General features: G+C 71.5%; 19 protein-coding genes and 1 tRNA gene. 11 read left to right on the top strand and 9 right to left on the bottom strand.

Annotated elements, in window-relative coordinates; translation table 11 throughout:
* The first annotated feature begins 44 nt into the window (after positions 1–44).
* Complete coding sequence (locus tag FHR56_RS20275; RefSeq protein ID WP_160946717.1) at positions 45–956, top strand: LysR substrate-binding domain-containing protein; 912 nt, start codon at positions 45–47, stop codon at positions 954–956.
* 12 nt (positions 957–968) lie between these two features.
* Here FHR56_RS20275 and FHR56_RS20270 read toward each other — a convergent pair whose 3' ends face one another.
* From FHR56_RS20270 to speA, 3 genes are all read right to left on the bottom strand, one after another.
* Positions 969–1,649 carry a carboxypeptidase-like regulatory domain-containing protein gene (locus FHR56_RS20270; RefSeq protein WP_160946718.1) on the bottom strand — a complete coding sequence of 227 codons (681 nt, stop codon included), beginning with the start codon at positions 1,647–1,649 and terminating at the stop codon, positions 969–971.
* Positions 1,650–1,741: 92 nt separating this feature from the next.
* Positions 1,742–2,857: an acyltransferase gene (locus FHR56_RS20265; RefSeq protein ID WP_160946719.1), complete on the bottom strand. Its 1,116-nt coding sequence runs from the start codon at positions 2,855–2,857 to the stop codon at positions 1,742–1,744.
* Between the two features lie 228 nt (positions 2,858–3,085).
* The gene (gene speA, locus FHR56_RS20260; protein WP_160946720.1) at positions 3,086–4,975 is read right to left on the bottom strand and encodes an arginine decarboxylase; all 1,890 of its coding nucleotides are present in this window, start codon (positions 4,973–4,975) and stop codon (positions 3,086–3,088) included.
* Positions 4,976–5,324: 349 nt separating this feature from the next.
* On the opposite strand from speA, the gene speE reads away from it, so the two are divergent.
* Positions 5,325–6,176, top strand: coding sequence for a polyamine aminopropyltransferase (speE, locus tag FHR56_RS20255; protein ID WP_160946721.1), 852 nt, complete (start codon positions 5,325–5,327; stop codon positions 6,174–6,176).
* Between the two features lie 321 nt (positions 6,177–6,497).
* On the opposite strand, the gene FHR56_RS20250 is transcribed toward speE, so the two are convergent.
* Positions 6,498–6,836, bottom strand: a complete 339-nt coding sequence (locus FHR56_RS20250; RefSeq protein ID WP_160946722.1) for a P-II family nitrogen regulator — start codon at positions 6,834–6,836, stop codon at positions 6,498–6,500.
* A 176-nt stretch (positions 6,837–7,012) separates the two neighbouring features.
* Here FHR56_RS20250 and FHR56_RS20245 point away from each other — a divergent pair, with 176 nt between their 5' ends.
* A complete protein-coding gene (locus FHR56_RS20245) occupies positions 7,013–7,282 on the top strand; it encodes an accessory factor UbiK family protein (protein ID WP_160946723.1) in 270 nt (89 codons plus the stop codon).
* Positions 7,283–7,295: 13 nt separating this feature from the next.
* Positions 7,296–8,849 (top strand): YifB family Mg chelatase-like AAA ATPase, encoded by a 1,554-nt coding sequence (locus FHR56_RS20240; protein WP_160946724.1) that lies wholly within the window; start codon positions 7,296–7,298, stop codon positions 8,847–8,849.
* A gap of 82 nt (positions 8,850–8,931) precedes the next feature.
* On the opposite strand, the gene FHR56_RS20235 is transcribed toward FHR56_RS20240, so the two are convergent.
* Both FHR56_RS20235 and FHR56_RS20230 read right to left on the bottom strand, forming a co-directional pair.
* The gene (locus FHR56_RS20235; protein WP_184502848.1) at positions 8,932–9,777 is read right to left on the bottom strand and encodes an alpha/beta hydrolase; all 846 of its coding nucleotides are present in this window, start codon (positions 9,775–9,777) and stop codon (positions 8,932–8,934) included.
* Between the two features lie 218 nt (positions 9,778–9,995).
* Positions 9,996–10,072: transfer RNA gene (locus FHR56_RS20230), tRNA-Arg, on the bottom strand.
* A 335-nt stretch (positions 10,073–10,407) separates the two neighbouring features.
* On the opposite strand from FHR56_RS20230, the gene ubiA reads away from it, so the two are divergent.
* The gene (gene ubiA, locus FHR56_RS20225; RefSeq protein WP_160946725.1) at positions 10,408–11,310 is read left to right on the top strand and encodes a 4-hydroxybenzoate octaprenyltransferase; all 903 of its coding nucleotides are present in this window, start codon (positions 10,408–10,410) and stop codon (positions 11,308–11,310) included.
* Positions 11,311–11,420: 110 nt separating this feature from the next.
* Here ubiA and FHR56_RS20220 read toward each other — a convergent pair whose 3' ends face one another.
* Positions 11,421–12,131 (bottom strand): ComF family protein, encoded by a 711-nt coding sequence (locus FHR56_RS20220; protein ID WP_160946726.1) that lies wholly within the window; start codon positions 12,129–12,131, stop codon positions 11,421–11,423.
* 70 nt (positions 12,132–12,201) lie between these two features.
* Here FHR56_RS20220 and bioB point away from each other — a divergent pair, with 70 nt between their 5' ends.
* The 6 genes from bioB to bioC all read left to right on the top strand — a co-directional run bounded on the left by bioB (position 12,202) and on the right by bioC (position 18,413).
* Positions 12,202–13,239, top strand: coding sequence for a biotin synthase BioB (bioB, locus tag FHR56_RS20215; RefSeq protein ID WP_160946727.1), 1,038 nt, complete (start codon positions 12,202–12,204; stop codon positions 13,237–13,239).
* A 100-nt stretch (positions 13,240–13,339) separates the two neighbouring features.
* A complete protein-coding gene (bioF, locus tag FHR56_RS20210) occupies positions 13,340–14,545 on the top strand; it encodes an 8-amino-7-oxononanoate synthase (RefSeq protein ID WP_160946728.1) in 1,206 nt (401 codons plus the stop codon).
* On the top strand, positions 14,542–14,895 hold the full coding sequence (locus FHR56_RS20205; RefSeq protein ID WP_160946729.1) for a hypothetical protein: 354 nt from the start codon (positions 14,542–14,544) through the stop codon (positions 14,893–14,895). The genes bioF and FHR56_RS20205 overlap by 4 nt, the downstream gene beginning before the upstream one ends.
* Positions 14,896–14,943: 48 nt before the next feature.
* A complete protein-coding gene (bioH, locus tag FHR56_RS20200) occupies positions 14,944–15,705 on the top strand; it encodes a pimeloyl-ACP methyl ester esterase BioH (RefSeq protein ID WP_160946730.1) in 762 nt (253 codons plus the stop codon).
* 784 nt (positions 15,706–16,489) lie between these two features.
* Complete coding sequence (locus tag FHR56_RS20195; RefSeq protein WP_160946731.1) at positions 16,490–17,272, top strand: SDR family oxidoreductase; 783 nt, start codon at positions 16,490–16,492, stop codon at positions 17,270–17,272.
* A gap of 250 nt (positions 17,273–17,522) precedes the next feature.
* Positions 17,523–18,413 carry a malonyl-ACP O-methyltransferase BioC gene (gene bioC, locus FHR56_RS20190; RefSeq protein WP_160946732.1) on the top strand — a complete coding sequence of 297 codons (891 nt, stop codon included), beginning with the start codon at positions 17,523–17,525 and terminating at the stop codon, positions 18,411–18,413.
* Here bioC and FHR56_RS20185 read toward each other — a convergent pair.
* Together FHR56_RS20185 and FHR56_RS20180 are read right to left on the bottom strand one after the other, a co-directional pair.
* Positions 18,381–19,895, bottom strand: coding sequence for a glycosyltransferase family 39 protein (locus FHR56_RS20185; RefSeq protein WP_160946733.1), 1,515 nt, complete (start codon positions 19,893–19,895; stop codon positions 18,381–18,383). The genes bioC and FHR56_RS20185 overlap by 33 nt on opposite strands.
* Positions 19,896–20,010: 115 nt before the next feature.
* Positions 20,011–20,439, bottom strand: a complete 429-nt coding sequence (locus FHR56_RS20180; protein ID WP_160946734.1) for a ketosteroid isomerase-related protein — start codon at positions 20,437–20,439, stop codon at positions 20,011–20,013.

Raw genomic sequence — 20,439 nt, 5'->3', positions numbered from 1 at the left:
TCGGAAAATATTGAAACGACCATCCGGAAAACCAGGATCGACCGATGCGCCCCACCACCTTCGACCTCGACGCGCTGCGCAGCTTCGTCGCTGGCGTGGAACTGGGCAGCTTCGCCAAGGCGGCCGACCGCCGCGGGCGTTCCACCTCGGCGATCAGCGCGCAGCTGAAGAAGCTGGAGGAGCAGGCCGGGCAGCCGGTGCTGCGCCGCCAGGGCCGCGGCCTGGCCCTGACCGAGGCCGGCGAAGCCTTGCTGGGCTACGCGCGGCGCCTGCTCGAACTCAACGACGAGGCGGTGGTGGCGCTGCAGGACCCGGCGCTGCAGGGCTGGGTGCGGCTGGGGCTGCAGGAGGACTTCGGCGAGCACATGCTGCCGGACGTGCTCGGGCGTTTTGCCCGCGCCCACCCGCAGGTGCGGATCGAAGCGCGCATCGCCCGCCACCAGGAGCTGCTGGCGCGGGTGGAGGCCGGACAACTGGACCTGGCCCTGGCCTGGGAGTCCGGTGCGGCCTCGGCGCACCGGCAGGCGCAATCGGCGTGGCCGCTGCGCTGGATCGCCGCTGGCGAGCGTAGCGGCCTACCCGCCATGGCCACCTGGAGCGGCGCAGCGCCGCTGCCGCTGGTGATGCTGGAAGCGCCCTGCCTGCTGCGCACGGCCGCGACCACGGCCCTGGACCGCGCCGGCATCCCGTGGCGCATCGCCTTCACCAGCGCCAGCCTCGGCGGCGTATGGGCGGCCGTGCGCGCCGGATTGGGCATCACCCTGCGCACCCCGGCCGGCGTGCCGCCCGGGCTGGCCCTGCTGGCGCCCGGCGCCGGCGGCCTGCCGACGCTGCCGGCGCTGGGACTGAACCTGCATCGCGCGGTCGCCACGCCGCCGCCGGCAGTGGCACGGCTGGCGGAGATCCTGCAACAGCGCCTGCAGGCGGCGCATGCGGCGCTGGCCGCGGAGGGGTGAGGCGGCGCGCGCTTACTTGCCGCCCTTGCAGGGCATCATCTTGGCGATCAGGCCGCCACCACCGGAGAACATGTTGGCGCCGCCGGTGACCGCGGTCTTGACGGTGCTGCCGTCGCTCTTCACTTCCACGTCCTTGAACAGCTCGTCGTTGCGCGCCACCGCATAGTCCTGGCGGTCGTAATGCTCCACCTCGATGGAACCGGCGTAGCTGGTGCCCGCGTACACGTTGCGCGACTTGGCCTGGTCGAACTGGAACGGCACCACCACGATGTAGCGGCCCGGCAGCATGTCGGTGAACTGGAACGCGCCGGTGGCGTCGGTCTTGGTTTCGACCCGCGTGTTGAAGGCCTGGTCGGACATCAGCACCGACTCCTTGCTGCGATCGGACTTCTTGCGCAGCGCGACCCATTCCTCGAAGTACGGCGTCGCCGGGAACAGCATCACCTGGCGGTTGTCGGCCAGGAACAGGCGGTTGTCGTGGTAGGCGCAGGCCACGCCGGTGATGGTCGCATGGCCCTTGGCCAGCGCGGCTTCGGCCGCCGCCTTGTCGAACGGCAGGCTGGGCGAGGTCTCGCGGATCTTCGGCGTGCTGTCCACGGTCGGCGAGGTGCGCATCTGCGCAGCACTCTGGCCGGCGGCGGCCAGTCCACAGCTCAGCAGCAGGACCCAGCCACGGCGTGTGATCGTCGGCATCGTATTCCCCTTATCGTCCATGAAGGCGCGCACGCTAGCACGATCCGTGGCAGCGCCATAGAGCTGTAGCGCGCGGGTCGCACCCCGCGCTTTCAGCCCCGCGCCGCCGCCGCAACAGGAGCGCTGCGCCGCTCGCGCAGGCGCAGGAACGGCCGCTCCACCGCGTAGTGCAGGACGGCCGCGAACAGCAGCGCCATGCCGGCATAGACGGCGAAGGCGAGCGGCCCGTGCCCGTCCAGTTGCGCGCCGAACCACACCTGGGTCAGATGGAATACGGCCTTGTGGCTCAGGTACAGGCTGTAGGACACCGCGGCCAGCCAGGCCACGCCCGGCACCCGGCAACGCCCCAGCCACCCTTGCGTGGCGGCACCGGCGCCGACCAGCAGCGCCAGCCCCAGCGACAGCACCGGCCAGCCGATCGCATTGCCGAGCAGGCCGGTGCGGTCGCGGAACAGCCACATCGCCAGCGCGCAGACCGCGATTCCGGCAAGCGCCATGGCGCTGGCGTGGCGCTGCAGCCGCTGCCAGTGCCGCGGCCGGAAGGTCTTCAGCACCGCCAGCGCCACGCCGGCCAGCAGGCCGTCCAGACGGTTCCAGGTCGGGTAGTAGAGATCCTCGATGAACCAGTTGCGCTGCAGCCCGGCGCCAATGCGATCCAGCGTGCTGTCGTGCAGCCAGATGGCGCTGCGCAGGGCGATGCCGGCCAGCACCACGGCCACGCACAGCGCCATGAAACGCGGCGCCGACGGCCGCCGCAGCATCCACGCCGCCAACAGCGGAAACACCAGGTAGAAGTGCTCCTCCACGCACAGCGACCAGGCATGCGAGAACGCCTGCTGGTTGGCGTACTCGATGCCCAGGTTGAGGGTGAAGCTGGCGAACAGCCACCACGGCGCGATCCCCGGCGCTTCGCGGAAGCCGGGCCAGGCCAGGTACAGCGCCAGCACCACCGCGTACGCCGGCAGGATGCGGTAGGCGCGGCGGCGATAGAACTCGCCGTAGCGCAGCCGCTCGCCGCGGGCCAGCGGCGCCAGCACCTCGCCGCCGATCAAAAAGCCGCTGAGCACGAAGAACAGGTCCACGCCCATCCAGCCATCGCGCGAGAGCCACTCCCAATCCGGCCCCAGCCCGCCGACCACGAAGGAGTGGAACAGCATCACCCAGACGATGGCGACGGCGCGCAGCAGGTCGAGGCCGGGAGAGCGCATCGCATTGAGGTGACGGTGGGAAGCGCGCAGCTTACTGGCTGTGCTGGCGTTTGCGGCGGTGGCCGTCCACCGGCGCCGGTGCGATCGCGCCTGTGAGACGTCGCCGCGGCGCCAAGCGGCGACCTCTGACCTCCAGGCTGCGTGCACGCGCGCACCCTCACCCCAACCCCTCTCCCGGGGGAGAGGGGCTTACTGGCGGACGCCGGCGCTGGCGTCAGTCGCGCGCCGTCAGCCCAGCGGCTCGTCCGACAGGTAGGTGTAGCCGGTCAGGCCGGCCTCGAGCGCGTCGGCCAGTTCCGTCGCCTGCGCGGCCGGCAACTGCGCCGCGGCCACACGCTCGGCGTAGGCGGCGCGCAGGTCGTCCAGGCGGTAGCCGACGTAGTCCAGCATCACGTCGGTGGTGTCGCCTCGCCGCTGCTGGGCGATGCGGTAGCCGTCGCCGTCCACCGCCACTTCCACCGCGTCGGTGTCACCGAACAGGTTGTGGATGTCGCCGAGGATTTCCTGGTAGGCGCCGACCAGGAAGAAGCCGATGCGGTAGCTTTCGCCCGGGCGCAGCGCATGCAGCGGCAGCGAGCTGTCCAGGCTTTCGTTCTCGACGTAGGTCTTGACCATGCCGTCGGAATCGCAGGTCATGTCGCAGACCACGCCGCGCCGCGCCGGCGCCTCGTTCAGGCGCTCGATCGGCACGATCGGGAACACCTGGTCGATCGCCCACACGTCGGGAATCGATTCGAACACGCTGAAGTTGACGAAGTACTTGTCGACCAGGCGCTCGTTGAGTTCGTCCAGCACCGGGCGGTGGCTCTTTTCCTCGTGGCTCAACCGCGCGCGCACGCCGTGGGCGATGGCATAGAACAGGTCGTCGATGCGTGCACGATGGGTCAGGTCGATCTGGCCCAGCGCGTAGCCGCTGAGGCCTTCGGCGTGGAAATGCTGCGCTTCCTGGAACAGCTCCACCGCCGGGCGCTGGTCCAGTTCGGCATGGATCTCGCGCAGGTGGCGGATCGCCGCCGGCTCGTCGTCGTGCGCGTCGGGCACGCGGCCTTCCGGCGCCTGCTCCACCTCGGACACGTTGGCGATCAGCACCGCGTGGTGCGCGGTCATCGCGCGCCCGCACTCGGTGACGATGCGCGGCGGCGCCAGGCCGTGTTCCTCGCAGGCGCTGGCCAGCGGCTGCACGATGTTGCTGGCGTAGGAATGCAGGCCGTAGTTGATCGAGCAGTAGCTGCGCGAGCGGGTGCCTTCGTAGTCGATGCCCAGGCCGCCGCCGACGTCGACGTGGCTGATCTTCGCACCCAGCTTGGACAGCTCGACGAAATAGCGGGTGGCCTCGCGCATGCCGTTGGCGATGTCGCGCACGTTGGAGATCTGCGAGCCCATGTGGAAGTGCAGCAGGTTCAGCGCGTCGGCGTACTCGGTGTCGCGCAGGGTCTTCCACAGGTCCAGCACCTGCCGCGGCGACAGCCCGAACTTGGCCTTGTCGCCACCGCTGTTCTGCCACTTGCCCGCGCCCAGCGAGGCCAGGCGCATGCGCACGCCCAGGCCAGGCTTCACGTCCAGCGCGCGCGCCTCCTCCAGCACCAGCTTCAGCTCCGACGGCTTCTCGATGACGATGAAGGTCTGCAAACCGAGCTTGCGCCCGATCAGCGCCAGGCGGATGTATTCGCGGTCCTTGTAGCCGTTGCACACGATCAGCCCGCCCGGACGCGACAGCGCCAGCACCGCCATCAGTTCCGGCTTGCTGCCCGCCTCCAGGCCGAAGCCCTCGCCCTGGTGGCTGGCCAGGGTACCGGCCACGCCGCGGTGCTGGTTGACCTTGATCGGGTACACCGCGGTGTAGCCGCCGGCGTAGTCCCAATCGGCCTGGGCCTGCGCGAACGCGGCCTGCAGCTTGCCCAGGCGCTCGCCGAGGATGTCGGGGAAGCGCACCAGCATCGGCAGCTTGGCGCCGGCCGCGCGCGCGGCGTCCACCACCTCCGGCAGCGCGATCGCCACGCCGTCGGCGCCCTGCGGCCGCACCACCAGCCGGCCGGCCGCGTCCACGTCGAAATACCCGTCGGCCCAATGCGGGATCGAGTAGGTCTTGCGGGCTTGGTCGAGGGACCAATCGCTCATCGTGGCGGCTCGGCTGACGGAAAAAGGGCGTGGATTGTAACCCCTGCTACGCGTGGGGTCCGTTACAATCCGCGCCGTTCCGACGCCCTCGGCTCCTGCCGGAGCCGGGCCGGGTTCGCGGGCGCCTGGCGTGCTCTGCGCCTAGCCCTCATCCGGAGAGGTACGGTAACAGCGTCGCGTGGCTTGGCTCCACTAGGCTGCGCCCGACCCTCATCCGGCGAGGTACGGTAACAGCGTCGCGTGGCTTGGCTGCACTAGGCTGCGCCCGACCCTCATCCGGCGCTTCGCGCCACCTTCTCCCGGGGGGAGAAGGAAACGCTGCATTCCTTTTGTTTTCCTAGGACATTCCATGAGCGCCAACGACAACTGGTACATCGAACACTTCCAGCCCACCGGCTCGGCCATCGGCTACCGCATCACCGGCAAGCTGGACGAGGTGCAGTCGCCGTTCCAGAAGATCGAGATCTACGACACCACCGACTGGGGCAAGCTGATGGTGATCGACGGCGCGGTGATGCTGACCACGCGCGACAACTTCTTCTACCACGAGATGATCAGCCACCCGGCGCTGTTCACCCACGCCGCGCCCAAGCGCGTGGTGATCATCGGCGGCGGCGACTGCGGCACCCTGCGCGAAGTGCTCAAGCACCCGGGCGTGGAAAGCGCCACCCAGTGCGACATCGACGAGCAGGTCACGCGCATGGCCGAGAAGTATTTCCCGGAACTGTGCGACTCCAACAACGACCCGCGCGCCGAACTGCTGTTCGACGACGGCGTGGCCTACATGGCCAACTGCCCGGCCGGCAGCGTGGACATCGTCATCGTCGACTCCACCGACCCGGTCGGCCCGGCCGAAGGCCTGTTCAACAAGGCGTTCTACGAAAGCTGCTTCAAGGCGCTGAAGGACGACGGCATCCTGGTGCAGCAGTCCGAATCGCCGCTGGCGCTGCTGGACCTGATCAAGGAAATGCGTGTGGAAATGGGCAAGGCCGGCTTTGCGAGCTTCCACACCGTGCCGTTCCCGCAGCCGTGCTACCCGACCGGCTGGTGGAGCGTGACCATGGCGCGCAAGCAGGGCGGCTTCGACTTCCGCCAGGCCGACGCCGCGGCCAAGCCGTTCGCCACCCGCTACTACAGCGCGCACCTGCACACCGGCACCCAGGTGCTGCCGCCGTTCGTGGCCGAGGCACTGGGCGGCTAAGCCCCGGTCCTCTTCGGCATCGGCGCGCTCGACGTGCGCCGATGCCGCGGATCGCAGGCGCTACCCCGGTCCTCGAGTCTCGGCCAGGTCCCGTATCAACTCATTTGCCGCGGCTACGCCGGCATCTGAACCGGCACCTGGCGCAAGCGTGCTCGGCCTATCCAGCTGGCCCACCACGCTGGCGGCAGACTCCGGCAGACACGAACCCCACACCGATAGGCGCGGCTTCAGCCGCAACAGGCGTCACAGGAACACGCCGTCGCGGCTGAAGCCGCTCCTGCAACGCATCCATGCCACGCCGATGCAGCCGCGGTGACCGCGTTACAGCGCGTCCGCGTCCAGCTCGCCGGTGCGGATCCGCACCACCGTGCCCAGGTCGTAGACGAACACCTTGCCGTCGCCGATCTTGCCGGTGGCGGCGGCCTTGACGATGGCCTCGACCACGCGCTCCACCTGCTCCTCGCTGACCGCCACTTCCAGCTTCACCTTCGGCAGGAAATCGACCACGTACTCGGCGCCGCGGTACAGCTCGGTGTGGCCCTTCTGCCGGCCGAAGCCCTTGACCTCGGTGACGGTGATGCCGGCCACGCCCTGCGCGGCGAGCGCTTCGCGCACGTCGTCGAGCTTGAACGGCTTGATCACGGCCATGATCATCTTCATGCGGCGTTCTCCAATCACAATGGCCTCAGGATAGCGCGGTTGCGCGATCGGCGGCCGTCGGGTTCAATGGCCGCGCGCCCCCAACGCCGGAATTTTCCGACAGCGCGCCGCGTCCGATCCCGATGGTGCCGACCCGCCGGATACCGCAGCCTGACGCCACCTGCCGGAGCACAGCCATGATCGATCTCAACCATCTCGACGACCTCGCCCGCCGCCTCAGCGACCTGGTGCCGCCGGGCCTGCGCCAGTCCCGCGACGAACTGCAGAGCACCTTCAAGAGCGCGCTGCAGGCCGGGCTGGGCAAGCTCGACCTGGTCACCCGCGAGGAGTTCGAAGTGCAGCGCGCGGTGCTACTGCGCACGCGCGAGAAGCTCGAGGCGCTGGAGCGCAGCGTCGCCGCGCTGGAAGCGGCGCGCAGCGGGCAGACGCCCAACCCCACCACCTGATCCACCCGCCACCATGAGCCTGGCGCTGGTGCACAGCCGTGCCCGCGCGGGGGTGCTTGCGCCTCCGGTTCGGGTCGAAGTCCATCTCTCCGGCGGCCTGCCGGCCACGCAGATCGTCGGCCTGCCTGAGGCAGCGGTGCGCGAATCGCGCGATCGCGTACGCGCCGCCCTGCTCTGCGCGCAGTACGAATTCCCGGCGCGGCGGATCACCGTCAACCTGGCCCCGGCGGACCTGCCCAAGGAGGGTGGCCGCTTCGACCTGCCGATCGCGCTGGGCATCCTCGCCGCCGCCGGCCAGCTCGACCCGCAGGTACTCGGCCAGTACGAATTCCTCGGCGAACTGGCCCTGACCGGCGAACTGCGCCCAGTCGACGGCGTCCTGCCGGCCGCGCTGGCCGCCGCCCAGGCCGGGCGCACCCTGATCGTGCCGGCCGACAACGGCGCCGAGGCCGCGCTGGCGCAACACGTGCAGGCGTTCACCGCGCGCACCCTGCTCGAGGTCTGCGGATTGCTCAACGGCAGCAAGACCCTGCCCGCGGCGACGGCGCCGCCGGCCGTCGCCGCGCCCTTTCCCGACCTGAGCGACGTGCGCGGCCAGGCGCAGGCGCGGCGCGCCCTGGAGATCGCCGCGGCCGGACATCACCACCTGCTGCTGATCGGCAGCCCCGGCTGCGGCAAGACCCTGCTGGCCTCGCGCCTGCCCGGCATCCTGCCCGAGGCCAGCGAAGCCGAGGCGCTGGAGAGCGCAGCCATCGCCTCGGTCAGCGGCCGCGGCGTGGATCCGGCGCGCTGGCGGCAACGCCCCTACCGGGCGCCGCATCACACCGCCAGCGCGGTGTCGCTGGTCGGTGGCGGCACCCATCCGCGCCCCGGCGAAATCTCGCTGGCGCACCACGGCGTGCTGTTCCTGGACGAGCTGCCAGAGTGGAACCGGCACGCGCTGGAAGTGTTGCGCGAGCCGCTGGAGTCGGGCCAGGTGACCGTGTCGCGCGCGGCGCGCAGTGCCGAGTTTCCTGCGCGCTTCCAGTTGGTGGCGGCGATGAACCCTTGCCCCTGCGGCTGGGCCGGCGACCCCAGCGGCCGCTGCCGCTGCAGCGAGGACGCGGTGCGGCGCTATCGCGCGCGCATCTCCGGCCCACTGCTGGACCGCATCGACCTGCATGTGGACGTGCCGCGGCTGCCGCCACAGGCACTGCGTGCCGATGCGCCGCCCGGCGAAACCAGCGCCGCTGTGCGCGAGCGCGTGGAGCAGGCGCGGCAACGCCAGCAGGCCCGCGCCGGCCGCCCCAACGGCCAGCTCGGCCACAGCGAGACCCTGCGCGACTGCCGCCTGCAGCCGCGCGACGAGGCGCTGCTGGAACATGCGATCGAGCGCCTGCGGCTGTCGGCGCGCTCGCTGCACCGCATCTTGCGCGTGGCACGCACCATCGCCGACCTGGACGCCAGCGATGCCATCGCCACCGCACACCTGACCGAGGCCATCGGCTACCGGCAACTGGATCGTGGGGAGGCGGCGGCGAGCGCCGTGGGTTCCACAGCGCCCGGAGCACGTCGCCTGGCAGGGTGACGTCAAGCCGCAGCCGGCGCATGCACCGCTTTGTTTCTGTGCGCGGTCGCGCCCGATGAGCGCGGCACTCCGCCGTCCGCGCTCAACTCCTCGCCGCAGCGTCCACCCAATCGGCGAGCAGGGCATTGCACCGCCTGGCATGGGTGAAGGTCATGCCGTGCGACGCCCCGGCCAGCACCTCGTGACGCGCCTGCGGCAACCACGCCGCCAGGGCGGCAGCGTTGTCGCGGTACTGCGCCGGGCTGCGTTCGCCGGCGACCAGCAACACCGGCATCGCCAGCGTGGCGGCCTGCTCTGGCCGGTACGCCGGCAGCGCGTCGGCGATCTGCGGCACCAGGGTCTGCGCGTTGTCGCGCACCATCTGCCGAAAGCTCGCGCTGCTGCGCGCCCAGGCGCCGGGCTGGCTGACCGAGTCGACGAAGCATTCCAGGCCGGCCTCGATCTGGCCGCCTTGGAGCAACGCGATCGCCTGCGCGCGGACCGCCTGCACCTCGGCCGGCAGGCCCTGCGGTTGCGGGCCGCCCGGATCGAACAGGGTCAGGCTGGCGATGGCGTCGGGCCGCAGCAGCGCCGCCTGCCAGGCGACGGCGGCGCCACGGGAGTGCCCGACCAGATGCACCGGCCGCGCTTCCTCGGCGATGAAGGCGGCGAGCTGCTGCGCATGCCAGCGCCAGCCGAATACATGCCGCGACGCCGACGGCAGCCGCGGGTAGTACTGGCCCAGGCTCAGCGCACTGAGCTGGAAGCGGTCGGCCAGCCCGCGCACCTGCGGCGCCCAATAGCGGTAGTCGCACAATGCCCCGTGCACCAGCAGCACCGGCGCGCCCTCGCCTACCCGCAGATAGGCCAGCGCATCGTCCGCGCCGAGCAGGCGCACCGCGGGTTTGGGCAACGCGGTGCGTGGACTGGCAGTACGTGGAATGGTCATGTCCGAGCGTGGATCTGCGCAGCCTGCCCGATGCGCCGGCGCGCGCCGGTTGTGCCGGCATCTGCGCCGCAGCCGGCGGCAGCACAGGCAAGCACGAGAGCAAAAACAGGGAAGATGGGCACAGGCATGCGCATACGATAACTGCGGCGCCAGCGGGTCTGTCCCGGGCACGCGATCGTCGGAATGACGATGCGGAGGAAGCAGGGGGAAGGACTGGATGGCGCGCCCGGAGGGATTCGAACCCCCGACCAATGGCTTCGGAAGCCACTACTCTATCCGGCTGAGCTACGGGCGCAACGGACGCGCATTCTAACGGCATTCGTCGGCCGCGTCTCCCCCGGCCGCAACTCCTTGCGACAGCACCCCCCGCGGACGTTCTGACGAGGCCGCCCCGCTTGACCAGGCAACCGCGCGCGGCGCACAGGCGACGCCGAGGCCGATCCCCCCGGGCGTAGAAGACGCGCCGCTCAGACACGCCCGCAGGCTGGGGCCGGACTGACCGCTAGAGCGCATCTGCAGACCCACACGCGACGACGCCGCCTCGCGCCCCAGGCAGTCACCGTGCGTCGCAGGCCACCGCCACGACATCGCGACGCGCCGCCCACACCACGCGGCTGCTACCCTTGCGCGATGGCTTACGAACGCTACGAAACGCCTGCCGCGCTGCCGCCGCGCGCGCGCCTGGGCCAGTACTGGAAACTGCTGCGCGGCGACCGGCCGATCGGCGCGCTGCTGCTGCTGTGGCCGACCTGGTGGGCGCTGTGGCTGGCCGCCGATGGGGTGCCGCCGCTGTGGACCCTGTTCGTGTTCACCGCCGGGGTGTGGCTGACCCGCTCGGCCGGCTGCGTGATCAACGACTACGCCGACCGCTGGCTGGATCCGCAGGTCGAGCGCACCCGCAGCCGGCCGCTGGCCACCGGCGCGGTCAGCGGCCGCGAGGCGCTGGCGGTGTTCGCGGTGCTGATGCTGGTCGCGTTCGCGCTGGTGCTGACGATGAACGCGCTGACCATCGGCCTGAGCGTGGTCGGGCTGTTGCTGGCCGCCAGCTATCCCTACCTGAAGCGCTACACCTACCTGCCGCAGGTCTACCTGGGCATGGCCTTCGGCTGGGGCATCCCGATGGCCTTCGCCGCCGTGCGCGGCGAGGTGCCGGCACTGGGCTGGCTGCTGTACGCGGTCAACATCCTCTGGTCCACTGCCTACGACACCTGGTATGCGATGGTCGATCGCGAGGACGACCTGCGCGCCGGCTCCAAGTCCACCGCGATCCTGTTCGGCGAACTGGATCTGGTCATCCAGGGCGTGCTGTACGCGCTGATGTTCGTCGCCCTCGGCTTCGTCGGCCACCGCGCGGGCCTGGGCATGTGGTACTGGGCCGGCCTGGGCGTGGCGGCGCTGCTGGTCGCCGCGGAGTTCCGCATGGCCCGCCACCGCGAACGCGCCGCGTGCTTCCGCGCCTTCCTGCACAACAACTGGGTCGGCCTGGCGATCTTCGTCGGCATCGCCGCCGCGCTGGCGCTGCGCGCCGACTGACACCGACGCGGTTCGGCAGTCCGCTTCGGCGACACGAAGCAGCATCCTGGCCGCCAGGCCACGCGACAGGCACGGGTCCACCAGGCGGCGCAGGTGCAGCGGGTCCAGCGTCACGGCACCCGCGCCACCACCCACGCATCGACCCGTTCGACGCCGGCGCGGCGCAGCGCCTTTGCCGCGGCGTGGAGGGTCGCGCCGGTGGTCATCACGTCGTCGATCAGGGCCACATGCGCCGGCAACGCGGCCGAGGTCGGCACCGCGAACGCGCCGCGCAGATTGCGCCGGCGCGCGCGGGCGTCCAGTTCGGATTGTGCCGCGGTCGCCCGCACCCGCTGCAGGTCCAGGCACAGCGGCACGTCCAGCGCGCGCGCCAGTGGCTTCGCCAGTTCCAGCGCCTGGTCGTAGCCGCGCCGGCGCAAGCGCGCCGGATGCAGCGGCACTGGCAGCAGCGCCTGCGGCCGCGGCAAGGCCGCGCAGCGTGCCTGCAGCAGCGCGGCGAGCAGTCGGCCGGCGGCCAGGTCCTGGTGGAACTTGAAGCGACGCAACAGGCCATCGACCGGCGCGGCGTACACGCAGGCGCTGGCGACCCGCTCCAGCGGCGGCGGCCGACGCTGGCACGCGCCGCAGACCTGCTCGGCATCCAGGGCCGGCAACGGCAGCGCACAGCGGCAGCAGGCCGCCGCGTTCCAGGGCACGCCATCGCGACAGGCCGCACACAGGTCCAGGCCCGGCACACCAGGCTCCGCGCAGACCAGGCAGCGTTCCGGCAGCAGGCGGCGCTGCAGCCAGCGCCAGCCGCCGTCAACCAAACCACCTTTCATCAAGTTGACAGGACTTTGCATGCTCACCAGACTGCCCGCTTTCCCAGCCGCTGACCGTCAGGAAACCCCCATGTCCGCTGTCGTCCGACACGACTGGCAACGCCAGGAATTGCTCGCCCTGTTCGATCTGCCGTTCCCGGAGTTGCTGCACCGCGCCGGCGCCGTGCACCGCGAGCACTTCGATCCGGCGCAGGTGCAGGTGTCCACGCTGCTGTCGGTGAAGACCGGCGGTTGCCCGGAAGACTGCGCCTACTGCCCGCAGGCGCAGCGTTACGCCACCGGCGTGGAGGCGCAGAAGCTGATGAGCACCGAGGCGGTGCTGGACAAGGCGCGCCAGGCCAAGGCCGCCGGCGCCTCGCGGTTCTGCATGGGCGCGGCCTGGCGCTCGCCCAAGGACCGCGACATCCCGAAGGTGGCGGAGATGATCCGCGAGGTGAAGGCGCTGGGCCTGGAGACCTGCGCCACCCTGGGCATGCTCGACGGTACCCAGGCGCAGGCGCTGAAGGCGGCCGGGCTGGACTACTACAACCACAATCTGGACACCGCGCCGGATTTCTACGACTCGATCATCCACACCCGCCAGTACCAGGACCGCCTGGACACGCTGACCCACGTGCGCGACGCCGGCCTGAAGACCTGCTGCGGCGGCATCGTCGGCATGGGCGAGTCGCGCGACCAGCGCGCCGGCCTGCTGCAGGCGCTGGCCAACCTGCCGGTGCATCCGGATTCGGTGCCGATCAACCGCCTGGTGCAGGTCGCCGGCACGCCGCTGCACGGCACGGTCGAACTGGATCCGTTCGAATTCGTCCGCACGATCGCGGTCGCGCGCATCGCGATGCCGCGGGCGATGGTGCGGCTGTCGGCCGGGCGCGAGAGCATGAGCGACGAACTGCAGGCGCTGTGCTTCTGCGCCGGCGCCAACTCGATCTTCTACGGCGAGAAACTGCTGACCACCGGCAACCCGGACACCGAACGCGACCAGGCGCTGTTCGCACGGCTGGGGCTGCGGCCGATGCAGGTGATGGTCGACGCCGACGCGCACGACCATCCCGGCACCGTGCATGCGGACATCACCGCCACGCCGACGATCGCCGCCGCCCTGGTCTGACGTCGCGCGTCCGTCCGCCGATCCGGCCGTCCATCGCCGGCGGCGCCCGGCCCGGCTGGGGACGCGCTACGCTAGCCCGCCAGACGCCCATCCCACGCCCATGGCCCGTCCCGACCTGCACGACCGCATCCAGTCCGCGCGTGCCCTGCGCGAAGCGCAGGGGCGCCTGCGCATGCGCCGCAGCGTCGGCCGCCGCGACGGCGTGCGCCTGGAAGTCGACGGCCGCTGGCTGACCGGCTTCTGCAGCAACGACTACCTGGGCCTGGCGCAGCAGTTCGAAGTGCTCGCGGCCCTGCAGGACGCGGCCGCGCGCGAAGGCGCCGGCGCCACCGCCTCGCACCTGGTGTGCGGCCACCACGCGCTGCACGAGGCGCTGGAACGCGAGATCGCCGACTGGCTCGGCTATCCGCAGGCGCTGCTGTTCGGCAGCGGCTTCATCGCCAACCTGGCGGTGCAGCAGGCGCTACTGAGCGAGGAAGAGGACGTGTGCGTGCAGGACCGGCTCAACCACGCCAGCCTGCTCGACGCCAGCCGCCTGGCCGGCTGCCGCCTGCGCCGCTATCCGCACCTGGATGCCGAAGGCGCGATGCGCCAGCTCAAGCACGCTGCCGACGGCGCGGCGATGCTGGCCACCGATGGCGTGTTCAGCATGGACGGCGACGTCGCCCCGCTGCGCTCGCTGGCGCTGGTGGCGCGCACGCAACAGGCGCTGCTCTACGTGGACGACGCGCACGGCGTCGGCGTGGTCGGCCCGCAGGGGCGCGGCAGCGTCGCCGAGGCCGGGCTGGGTGTCGACGACGTGCCGCTGCAACTGGTGACCCTGGGTAAGGCGCTGGGCGGCTACGGCGCGGCGGTGGTCGGCGATGCCACGCTGATCCGGCACCTGGCCGAAACCGCGCGGCCGTATCTGTACACCACCGCGCTGCCGCCGGCGCAGGCCGCCGCGTCGCTGGCCGCGGTCAAGCTGGCGCGGCGCGACCAATGGCGGCGCGAACGCCTGGTCGAACTGATCGTCCTGTTCCGTGGCGGCGCACGTCGCCATGGCCTCGACCTGATGGCCTCGGACACGCCGATCCAGCCGCTGCTGTGCGGCGAGGAGCGCACCGCGCTGGCATGGTCTGCGGCACTGGAACAGGCGGGCTATCTGGTCTCGGCGATCCGCCCGCCGACCGTGCCGGAAGGCAAGTCGCGGCTGCGCGTGACCCTGTCGGCGCTGCACACGCCGGCGCAGGTGCAGGCGCTGCTGGATGCGCTGGCGCTGGCCCGCGATCGCGTAACCGCACACCCACCCGGTCTGCCGGCGTGAGCGACGGCGCGCTGGCCGCGCGGCGCAAGGTCTGGGAGGCGCTGTCGGCGCTGTACCTGGACACTGCGGTCGACGCGCACCACGCGCACATCGCCGGCGTGCTCGCCGCCTCGCCGCTCGCCACCGACACGCTGTGGCGGATGCTGCGCGACGACGTGCATCCGCGGCTGGCGCCCAACCTGCTGACGCCGGCTGGCGCCTGGCAGGGCATCGACGCCGACTGGCTGAGCGCGGCGATCCAGCAGCGCCGCGGCGCGCATCGCTGGTCGGCCTGGTGCACCCGCGGCTATCCACGCCGACAGTGGCGCCTGCTGCTGCCGCAGGTGCTGGCGCAGCGCGCGGCGCACTGACGCGGCGGCCGACGCCGCTCTCCTGTTCCTTCGCAACGACGGATACCGATGCATATCGACACCCTGGGGCAGGGCCCCGATCTGGTCCTGCTGCACGGCTGGGCATTGAACGGCGGCATCTTCGCGCCGCTGGTGGAGCGCCTGTCGGCGCAGTACCGCCTGCACCTGGTGGACCTGCCCGGGCACGGCCACAGCCGCGGCGACGACACGCCGCTGGCGCTGCCGCATGTGGTCAGCGCGATCGCCGCGGCCACGCCACCGGCGGTGTGGCTGGGCTGGTCGCTGGGCGGGCTGTTCGCGCTGCATGCCGCCGCCACGCAACCGCAGGTGCGCGGGCTGGCGATGCTCGCGGCGACGCCGCGCTTCGTGCGCGGCAGTGACTGGCCGCACGCCGTGGAGCCACAGGTATTCGAACAGTTCGGCCGCGACCTCGCCGAGGATTACCGCGGCACCCTCGAACGCTTCCTGGCGCTGGACACGCTCGGCTCGGCGCACGCGCGCGCCGAACTGCGCACCCTGCGCGAAGCGCTCGACGCCCGCGGCGCACCCGACCCGCACGTGCTGCAGGACGGCCTGACCCTGCTGGAACGCACCGACCTGCGCCGCGCCCTGCCCGGCCTGCGCGTGCCCAGCCTGTGGATCGGCGGCCAGCGCGACCGCCTGGTCCCGCCCACGGGCATGGAGGCCGCCGCGACACTGGCGCCGAACGCGCGCGCGCTGATCGTCGCCGGCGGCGGCCACGCCCCGTTCCTCGGCCATGCCGACACCGTCGCCGAGGCGCTGCGTGCATTCCTGGGGACGCTGGACTAGCGGCGTCGCGCCGCGCGTTCCGCGAGCCCCTGGTTCGTGCTGCCGTGTGTCGCCGCCCTGTTTCCTTCCGGCCGCGCCGCGGCCGTGGAAGCCTGCGATCTGCCGCCGCGCTTTGGCATGCTGTCGTAGGAGCGGCTTCAGCCGCGGCACGCCTGCTGCATCGGGTCGCGGCTGAAGCCGCTCCTACGCGCGTCCCTTGCGCGGCGCCATGGGCCACGTTGCAGCGGCGATCGTTCGCGTGGTCCGCCTGGATCACCCACTCGCGGGAAGCGAGAGGTAGCTCCGCTGTAGGAGCGACTTCAATCGCGCCGGTCGGCCAATCGCGTCGCGACTGAAGTCGCTCCCACATCGCAGCACGCAGCACCATGCAGGCACAGGCTTCCGCCACGCCCGCGCATCAATGGACAACCGACATCCTGCGCCCGCCGGCGTGGTCATCAGATCGCCAACGATCACGTCTCGTAGGAGCGGCTTCAGCCGCGACACGCCTGCTGCATCGGGTCGCGGCTGAAGCCGCTCCTACGCGTGATCACGTGTGCGGCGCGCAACAGCGCTGCAGTGATGACAGCCGATCATCTTTTTCATCGGCACACACACGCTCTCGGAAGACGGAAACTCACCCCCCCTGTGGGAGCGACTTCAGTCGCGACGCATGGCACCAAACGCGTCGCCGCAACGCTGCTCCCGCCTGTACCTGTACGGCACGCTCTATTTCACGCCGCTCCGCTGGCCGCCGCCGCGGCGATGTCCGATCATCGCGTCTCTTTCGAACCGGAGTGCAAGCGTGGACCTGGGAATCGCCGGCAAGTGGGCGCTGGTGTGCGCCGCGAGCAAGGGGCTGGGCCTGGGCTGCGCGCAGGCGCTGGCGCGCGAGGGCGTGCATGTGGTGATCGTGGCGCGCGGCCAGGCCGGGCTGGACGCGGCCGCGGCGCAACTGCGTGCGCTGCACGGCGGTGGCGAGGTGGTTGCCGTGGCCGCGGACATCGCCACCGAGGCAGGACGCGCCGCCGCACTGGCCGCCTGCCCGCAGGTCGACATCCTGATCAACAATGCCGGTGGGCCGCCGCCGGGCGATTTCCGCGACTGGGAACGCGAGGACTGGCTGCGCGCGCTCGACGCCAACATGCTGGCGCCGATCGCGCTGATCCGCGCCACCGTCGATGCGATGCAGGCGCGCGGCTTCGGCCGCATCGTCAACATCACCTCGGCCGCGGTGAAGGCGCCGATCGACAGCCTGGGCCTGTCCAACGGCGCGCGCGCCGGCCTCACCGGCTTCGTCGCGGGGCTGGCGCGGCGCACGGTGGCGCACAACGTCACCATCAACAACCTGCTGCCCGGGCAGTTCGACACCGACCGCCTGCGCGGCAACATCGCCCACGCCGCGCAGCGCGAGGGTGTCGATCCCGCCGACCTGGCCGAACGCAAGCGCCGGCAGATTCCGGCCGGGCGCTTCGGCACTGCGGAGGAGTTCGGCGCGGCCTGCGCCTTCCTGTGCAGCGCGCAGGCCGGCTACCTGAGCGGGCAGAACCTGTTGCTGGATGGCGGGAGCTATCCGGGGACGTTCTGAGGAGCCGGGATTGGGGATTGGGGAGTCGGGATGCACAGCCGCGGGCGCTCCGCTTGGTCGGGCGAGGCGCTGAACATGATGATCTGCAGGCCACGCTGGCCGCGAGGGAAAGGCGGCAATAAGGAACCGGCTGGATTCGGGATTGGGAGTACATAGCGGCGATCGCGCCGCTTGATCAGCGCGAAGTGCGCAACGCGGTGATCCGCGCCACCGCTGGCCGCAGCGCGACGCAGGCGGCGATAATGCGCGGATGGATCCTTCCGCGTTCGACTCCCAGCACATCCGCCGCGCGTTCGCGCGTGCCGCCGCCAGTTACGACGCCGCCGCGGCGCTGCAGCGCGAGGTGCAGGGGCGCTTGCTGGAATCGCTGGACTACCTCGGCGACCGCGTGCCGCAGGTGGTGCTGGACGTGGGCAGCGGTCCGGCGCATGCCGCCGCGGCGATGAAGAAGCGCTGGCCGCGCGCGCAGGTGATCGCGCTCGACCAGGCCCTGCCGATGCTGCAGCAGGCCAAGCGCCAGGCCGGCTGGTGGAAGCCGTTCGGGCGGGTCTGCGCCGACGCGCGCGCGCTGCCGCTGGCCGAGCACAGCGTCGATGTGATCTTCAGCAATCTGTGCCTGCAGTGGGTCGAGGACCTGCCGGCGGTGTTCGCCGGGTTCCGCCGCGTGCTGCGCCCCGGCGGCCTGTTGCTGTGCTCCAGCTTCGGCCCGGACACGCTGATCGAGCTGCGCGAGGCCTTCGCCCAGGCCGACCAGACCACGCCGCACGTGAGCCGCTTCGCGCCGATCGCGCAGTTCGGCGATGCGTTGATGCTGTCCGGCTTCCGCGATCCGGTGCTGGACCGCGACGTGTTCAACCTGACCTATCCGGACCTCGCCGCGCTGATGCGCGAACTGCGCGCGATCGGGGCCACCAACGCGCTGCAGGCGCGCCGCCACACCCTCACCGGCCGCGGCCGGTTCGCCGCCGCCACCGCCGCCTACGAGCCGCTGCGCGGTGCCGACGGCACCCTGCCCAGCACCTGGGAAGTGATCTACGCGCACGCCTGGGCGCCACCGCCGGGCGCGCCGATCCGCGAAGGCGGCGGCGAGATCGCTGCGGTGCCGCTGTCAGCGATCCCGATCCGCCGCCGCGGCGACTGAGCCGGGCAGCACCCGGAACAGCACCCGGCCCCGGTAGGGCGGACCCAGCGCCTGCGCCTGTGCGCCCTGCGCGGCGATGCGCGCGGCCACCTGCGGCCAGGCCACGTCCTTGCACACCCACACGCGGCCGGTGCGCGGCTGCCGCAAGACCGTGGACAGGTCGGCGTCGTACTCGGGACCGAAGCGCGGCGCGTCGGGCAGCGGATCCAGGCGGATCTTGCGCACCTGCGCGCCCAGTTCCAGGCGCAGGCCGTAGCGTGCCATGTCCTCGACGAACACCACCTCGCGCACCGGCGTGCCGGCACGCTGGGCGATCGCCTGCGCCCAGGCGCCGGCATCCTTGTGTGTGGGCAGCAGCGCCAGCGCCAGTTCGAGCGCCAGCAACAGCCCGCACCAGCCCAGCAGCCACGGCCAGCGCCACGGCGCGCGCCCCTCCTGCGCACGCTGCCACGCCGCCAGCAACGCCAGCGGCACGAACAGCGGCAGCACGTACAGCGGCAGCCGCGAGCGCGACAGGCATAGCACCAGCAGCGGCAGCAGCAGCCACAGGGTCAGCAGTAGCGGCGCGGCCTGCTGCAGGCGCAGCGCCGGTGTGCGCCACCATTGTCGCAACTGCCGCGGCAGCTGCCAGGCCCAGCGCGCCAGCGCCGACGTCCACGGCAGCGTGCCCAGGACCAGGATCGGCGCATACGCCACCGCCCAGCCATACCACTGCGCGTTGCGCCCGAACGCATCGCTGGCCACGCGCTTGACCACCTCGTCGCCGACGAAGTACTGCAGCAAGCCGGGATGGCCATGGATCACCGCCAGGTACCAGGGCAGCGCCAGCACCGTGAACAGCGCGATGCCGGAAAGTTGCAGCGCGCGCCGCGGCGGCCCCGGCGTCACCGCGTTGAACAGCAGCAGGGCCGGCAACGGCAGCAGGCCCGGCGGCCCCTTGGTCATGAACGCCAGGGCGAAGCCGGCCCACATCGCCGCGATCCAGCGCTTGCCCTGCCCGGGCGGGTGCGCACGCGCTTCGACGAAGGCCCACACCGCCAGGGTCTCGCAGGCGGCGAGCAGGAAGTCGGTGGAAATCCATTGCGCCGCGCCGAACGGCGCCAGCATGGTGGCGTAGAGCAGTGCCGCCTGCGCCGGCAGCGTGGGCCGCTCGGGAAACAGTCGCGCGGCCAGGCGCCAGACCAGCAGCACGCACAGCAGGTAAGCCAGCGCCGACGGCAAGCGCGCCGCCCACGGCGACGGCCCGAAGGCGGCGACGCTGGCGGCGATCGCCCAGTAGGTCAGCGGCGGCTTGGTCCAGTGCGCCACGTCCTCGCTGCGCCGGGGCGTGAGCCAGTCGCCGCTGTGCAGCATGTTCAGCGCGACATTGGTGTAACGGCCTTCGTCGGCGTCCCAGATCCCGCGGGCGCCCAGCAGGGCCAGCGCGAGCGTGCAGGCCAGCAGCGCCACCGCGACGGCCGGGGAACGAAGCAGCGCGCGCATCGGCGGTCCTCTGGTCGGCGCGGCGACCATAGCCGTGGCGCCTGCGGCCGCGGATGACGGCCGGCGGACAGTTTTGCGACAGCGCGAACGCGCCGGCCTCAGGCCGGCGCGCGGCTCAGGCGGAGACCTGCGCGATCCAGTCTTCGAGGTTGTAGTAGTTGCTGACGCGGGCGATCTTGCCGTCGCGGATATCGAAGAACGCTCCGCCCGGCAGCACGTAGCGCTGGCCGCGCGCCTCCGGCAGGCCGGTGTCGGTGTGGTGGTATTCGCCATGCACCACGTACTCGGCGGCGGCGCGGCGGCCGTCCTGCGCGGCCAGCACCACGATGTCGTGCAACTGCTCGCGGTAGCTGGCGTTCATGCGCTGCAAAAACGCGGCGAACACGTCCTTGCCGGTCTCGCGCGGGCCCTGGTTGAGATCGTGGGCGACGTCGTCGCTGAGCATGCCCAGCATGCCGTCCCAGTCGCCGCGGTTGAACGCGGCGTAATAGGCCTGGACCAGGGCGATGGACTGGTCCTGCACAGGAACTCCGTGGTTGCTCAT

Source organism: Xanthomonas sp. F10, assembly GCF_014206815.1.
GTDB classification, from domain to species: Bacteria; Pseudomonadota; Gammaproteobacteria; order Xanthomonadales; family Xanthomonadaceae; genus Xanthomonas_A; species Xanthomonas_A indica.
The sequence above is the reverse complement of the archived record's forward strand: the minus strand, read 5'-3'. Positions and strand labels throughout refer to the sequence as shown.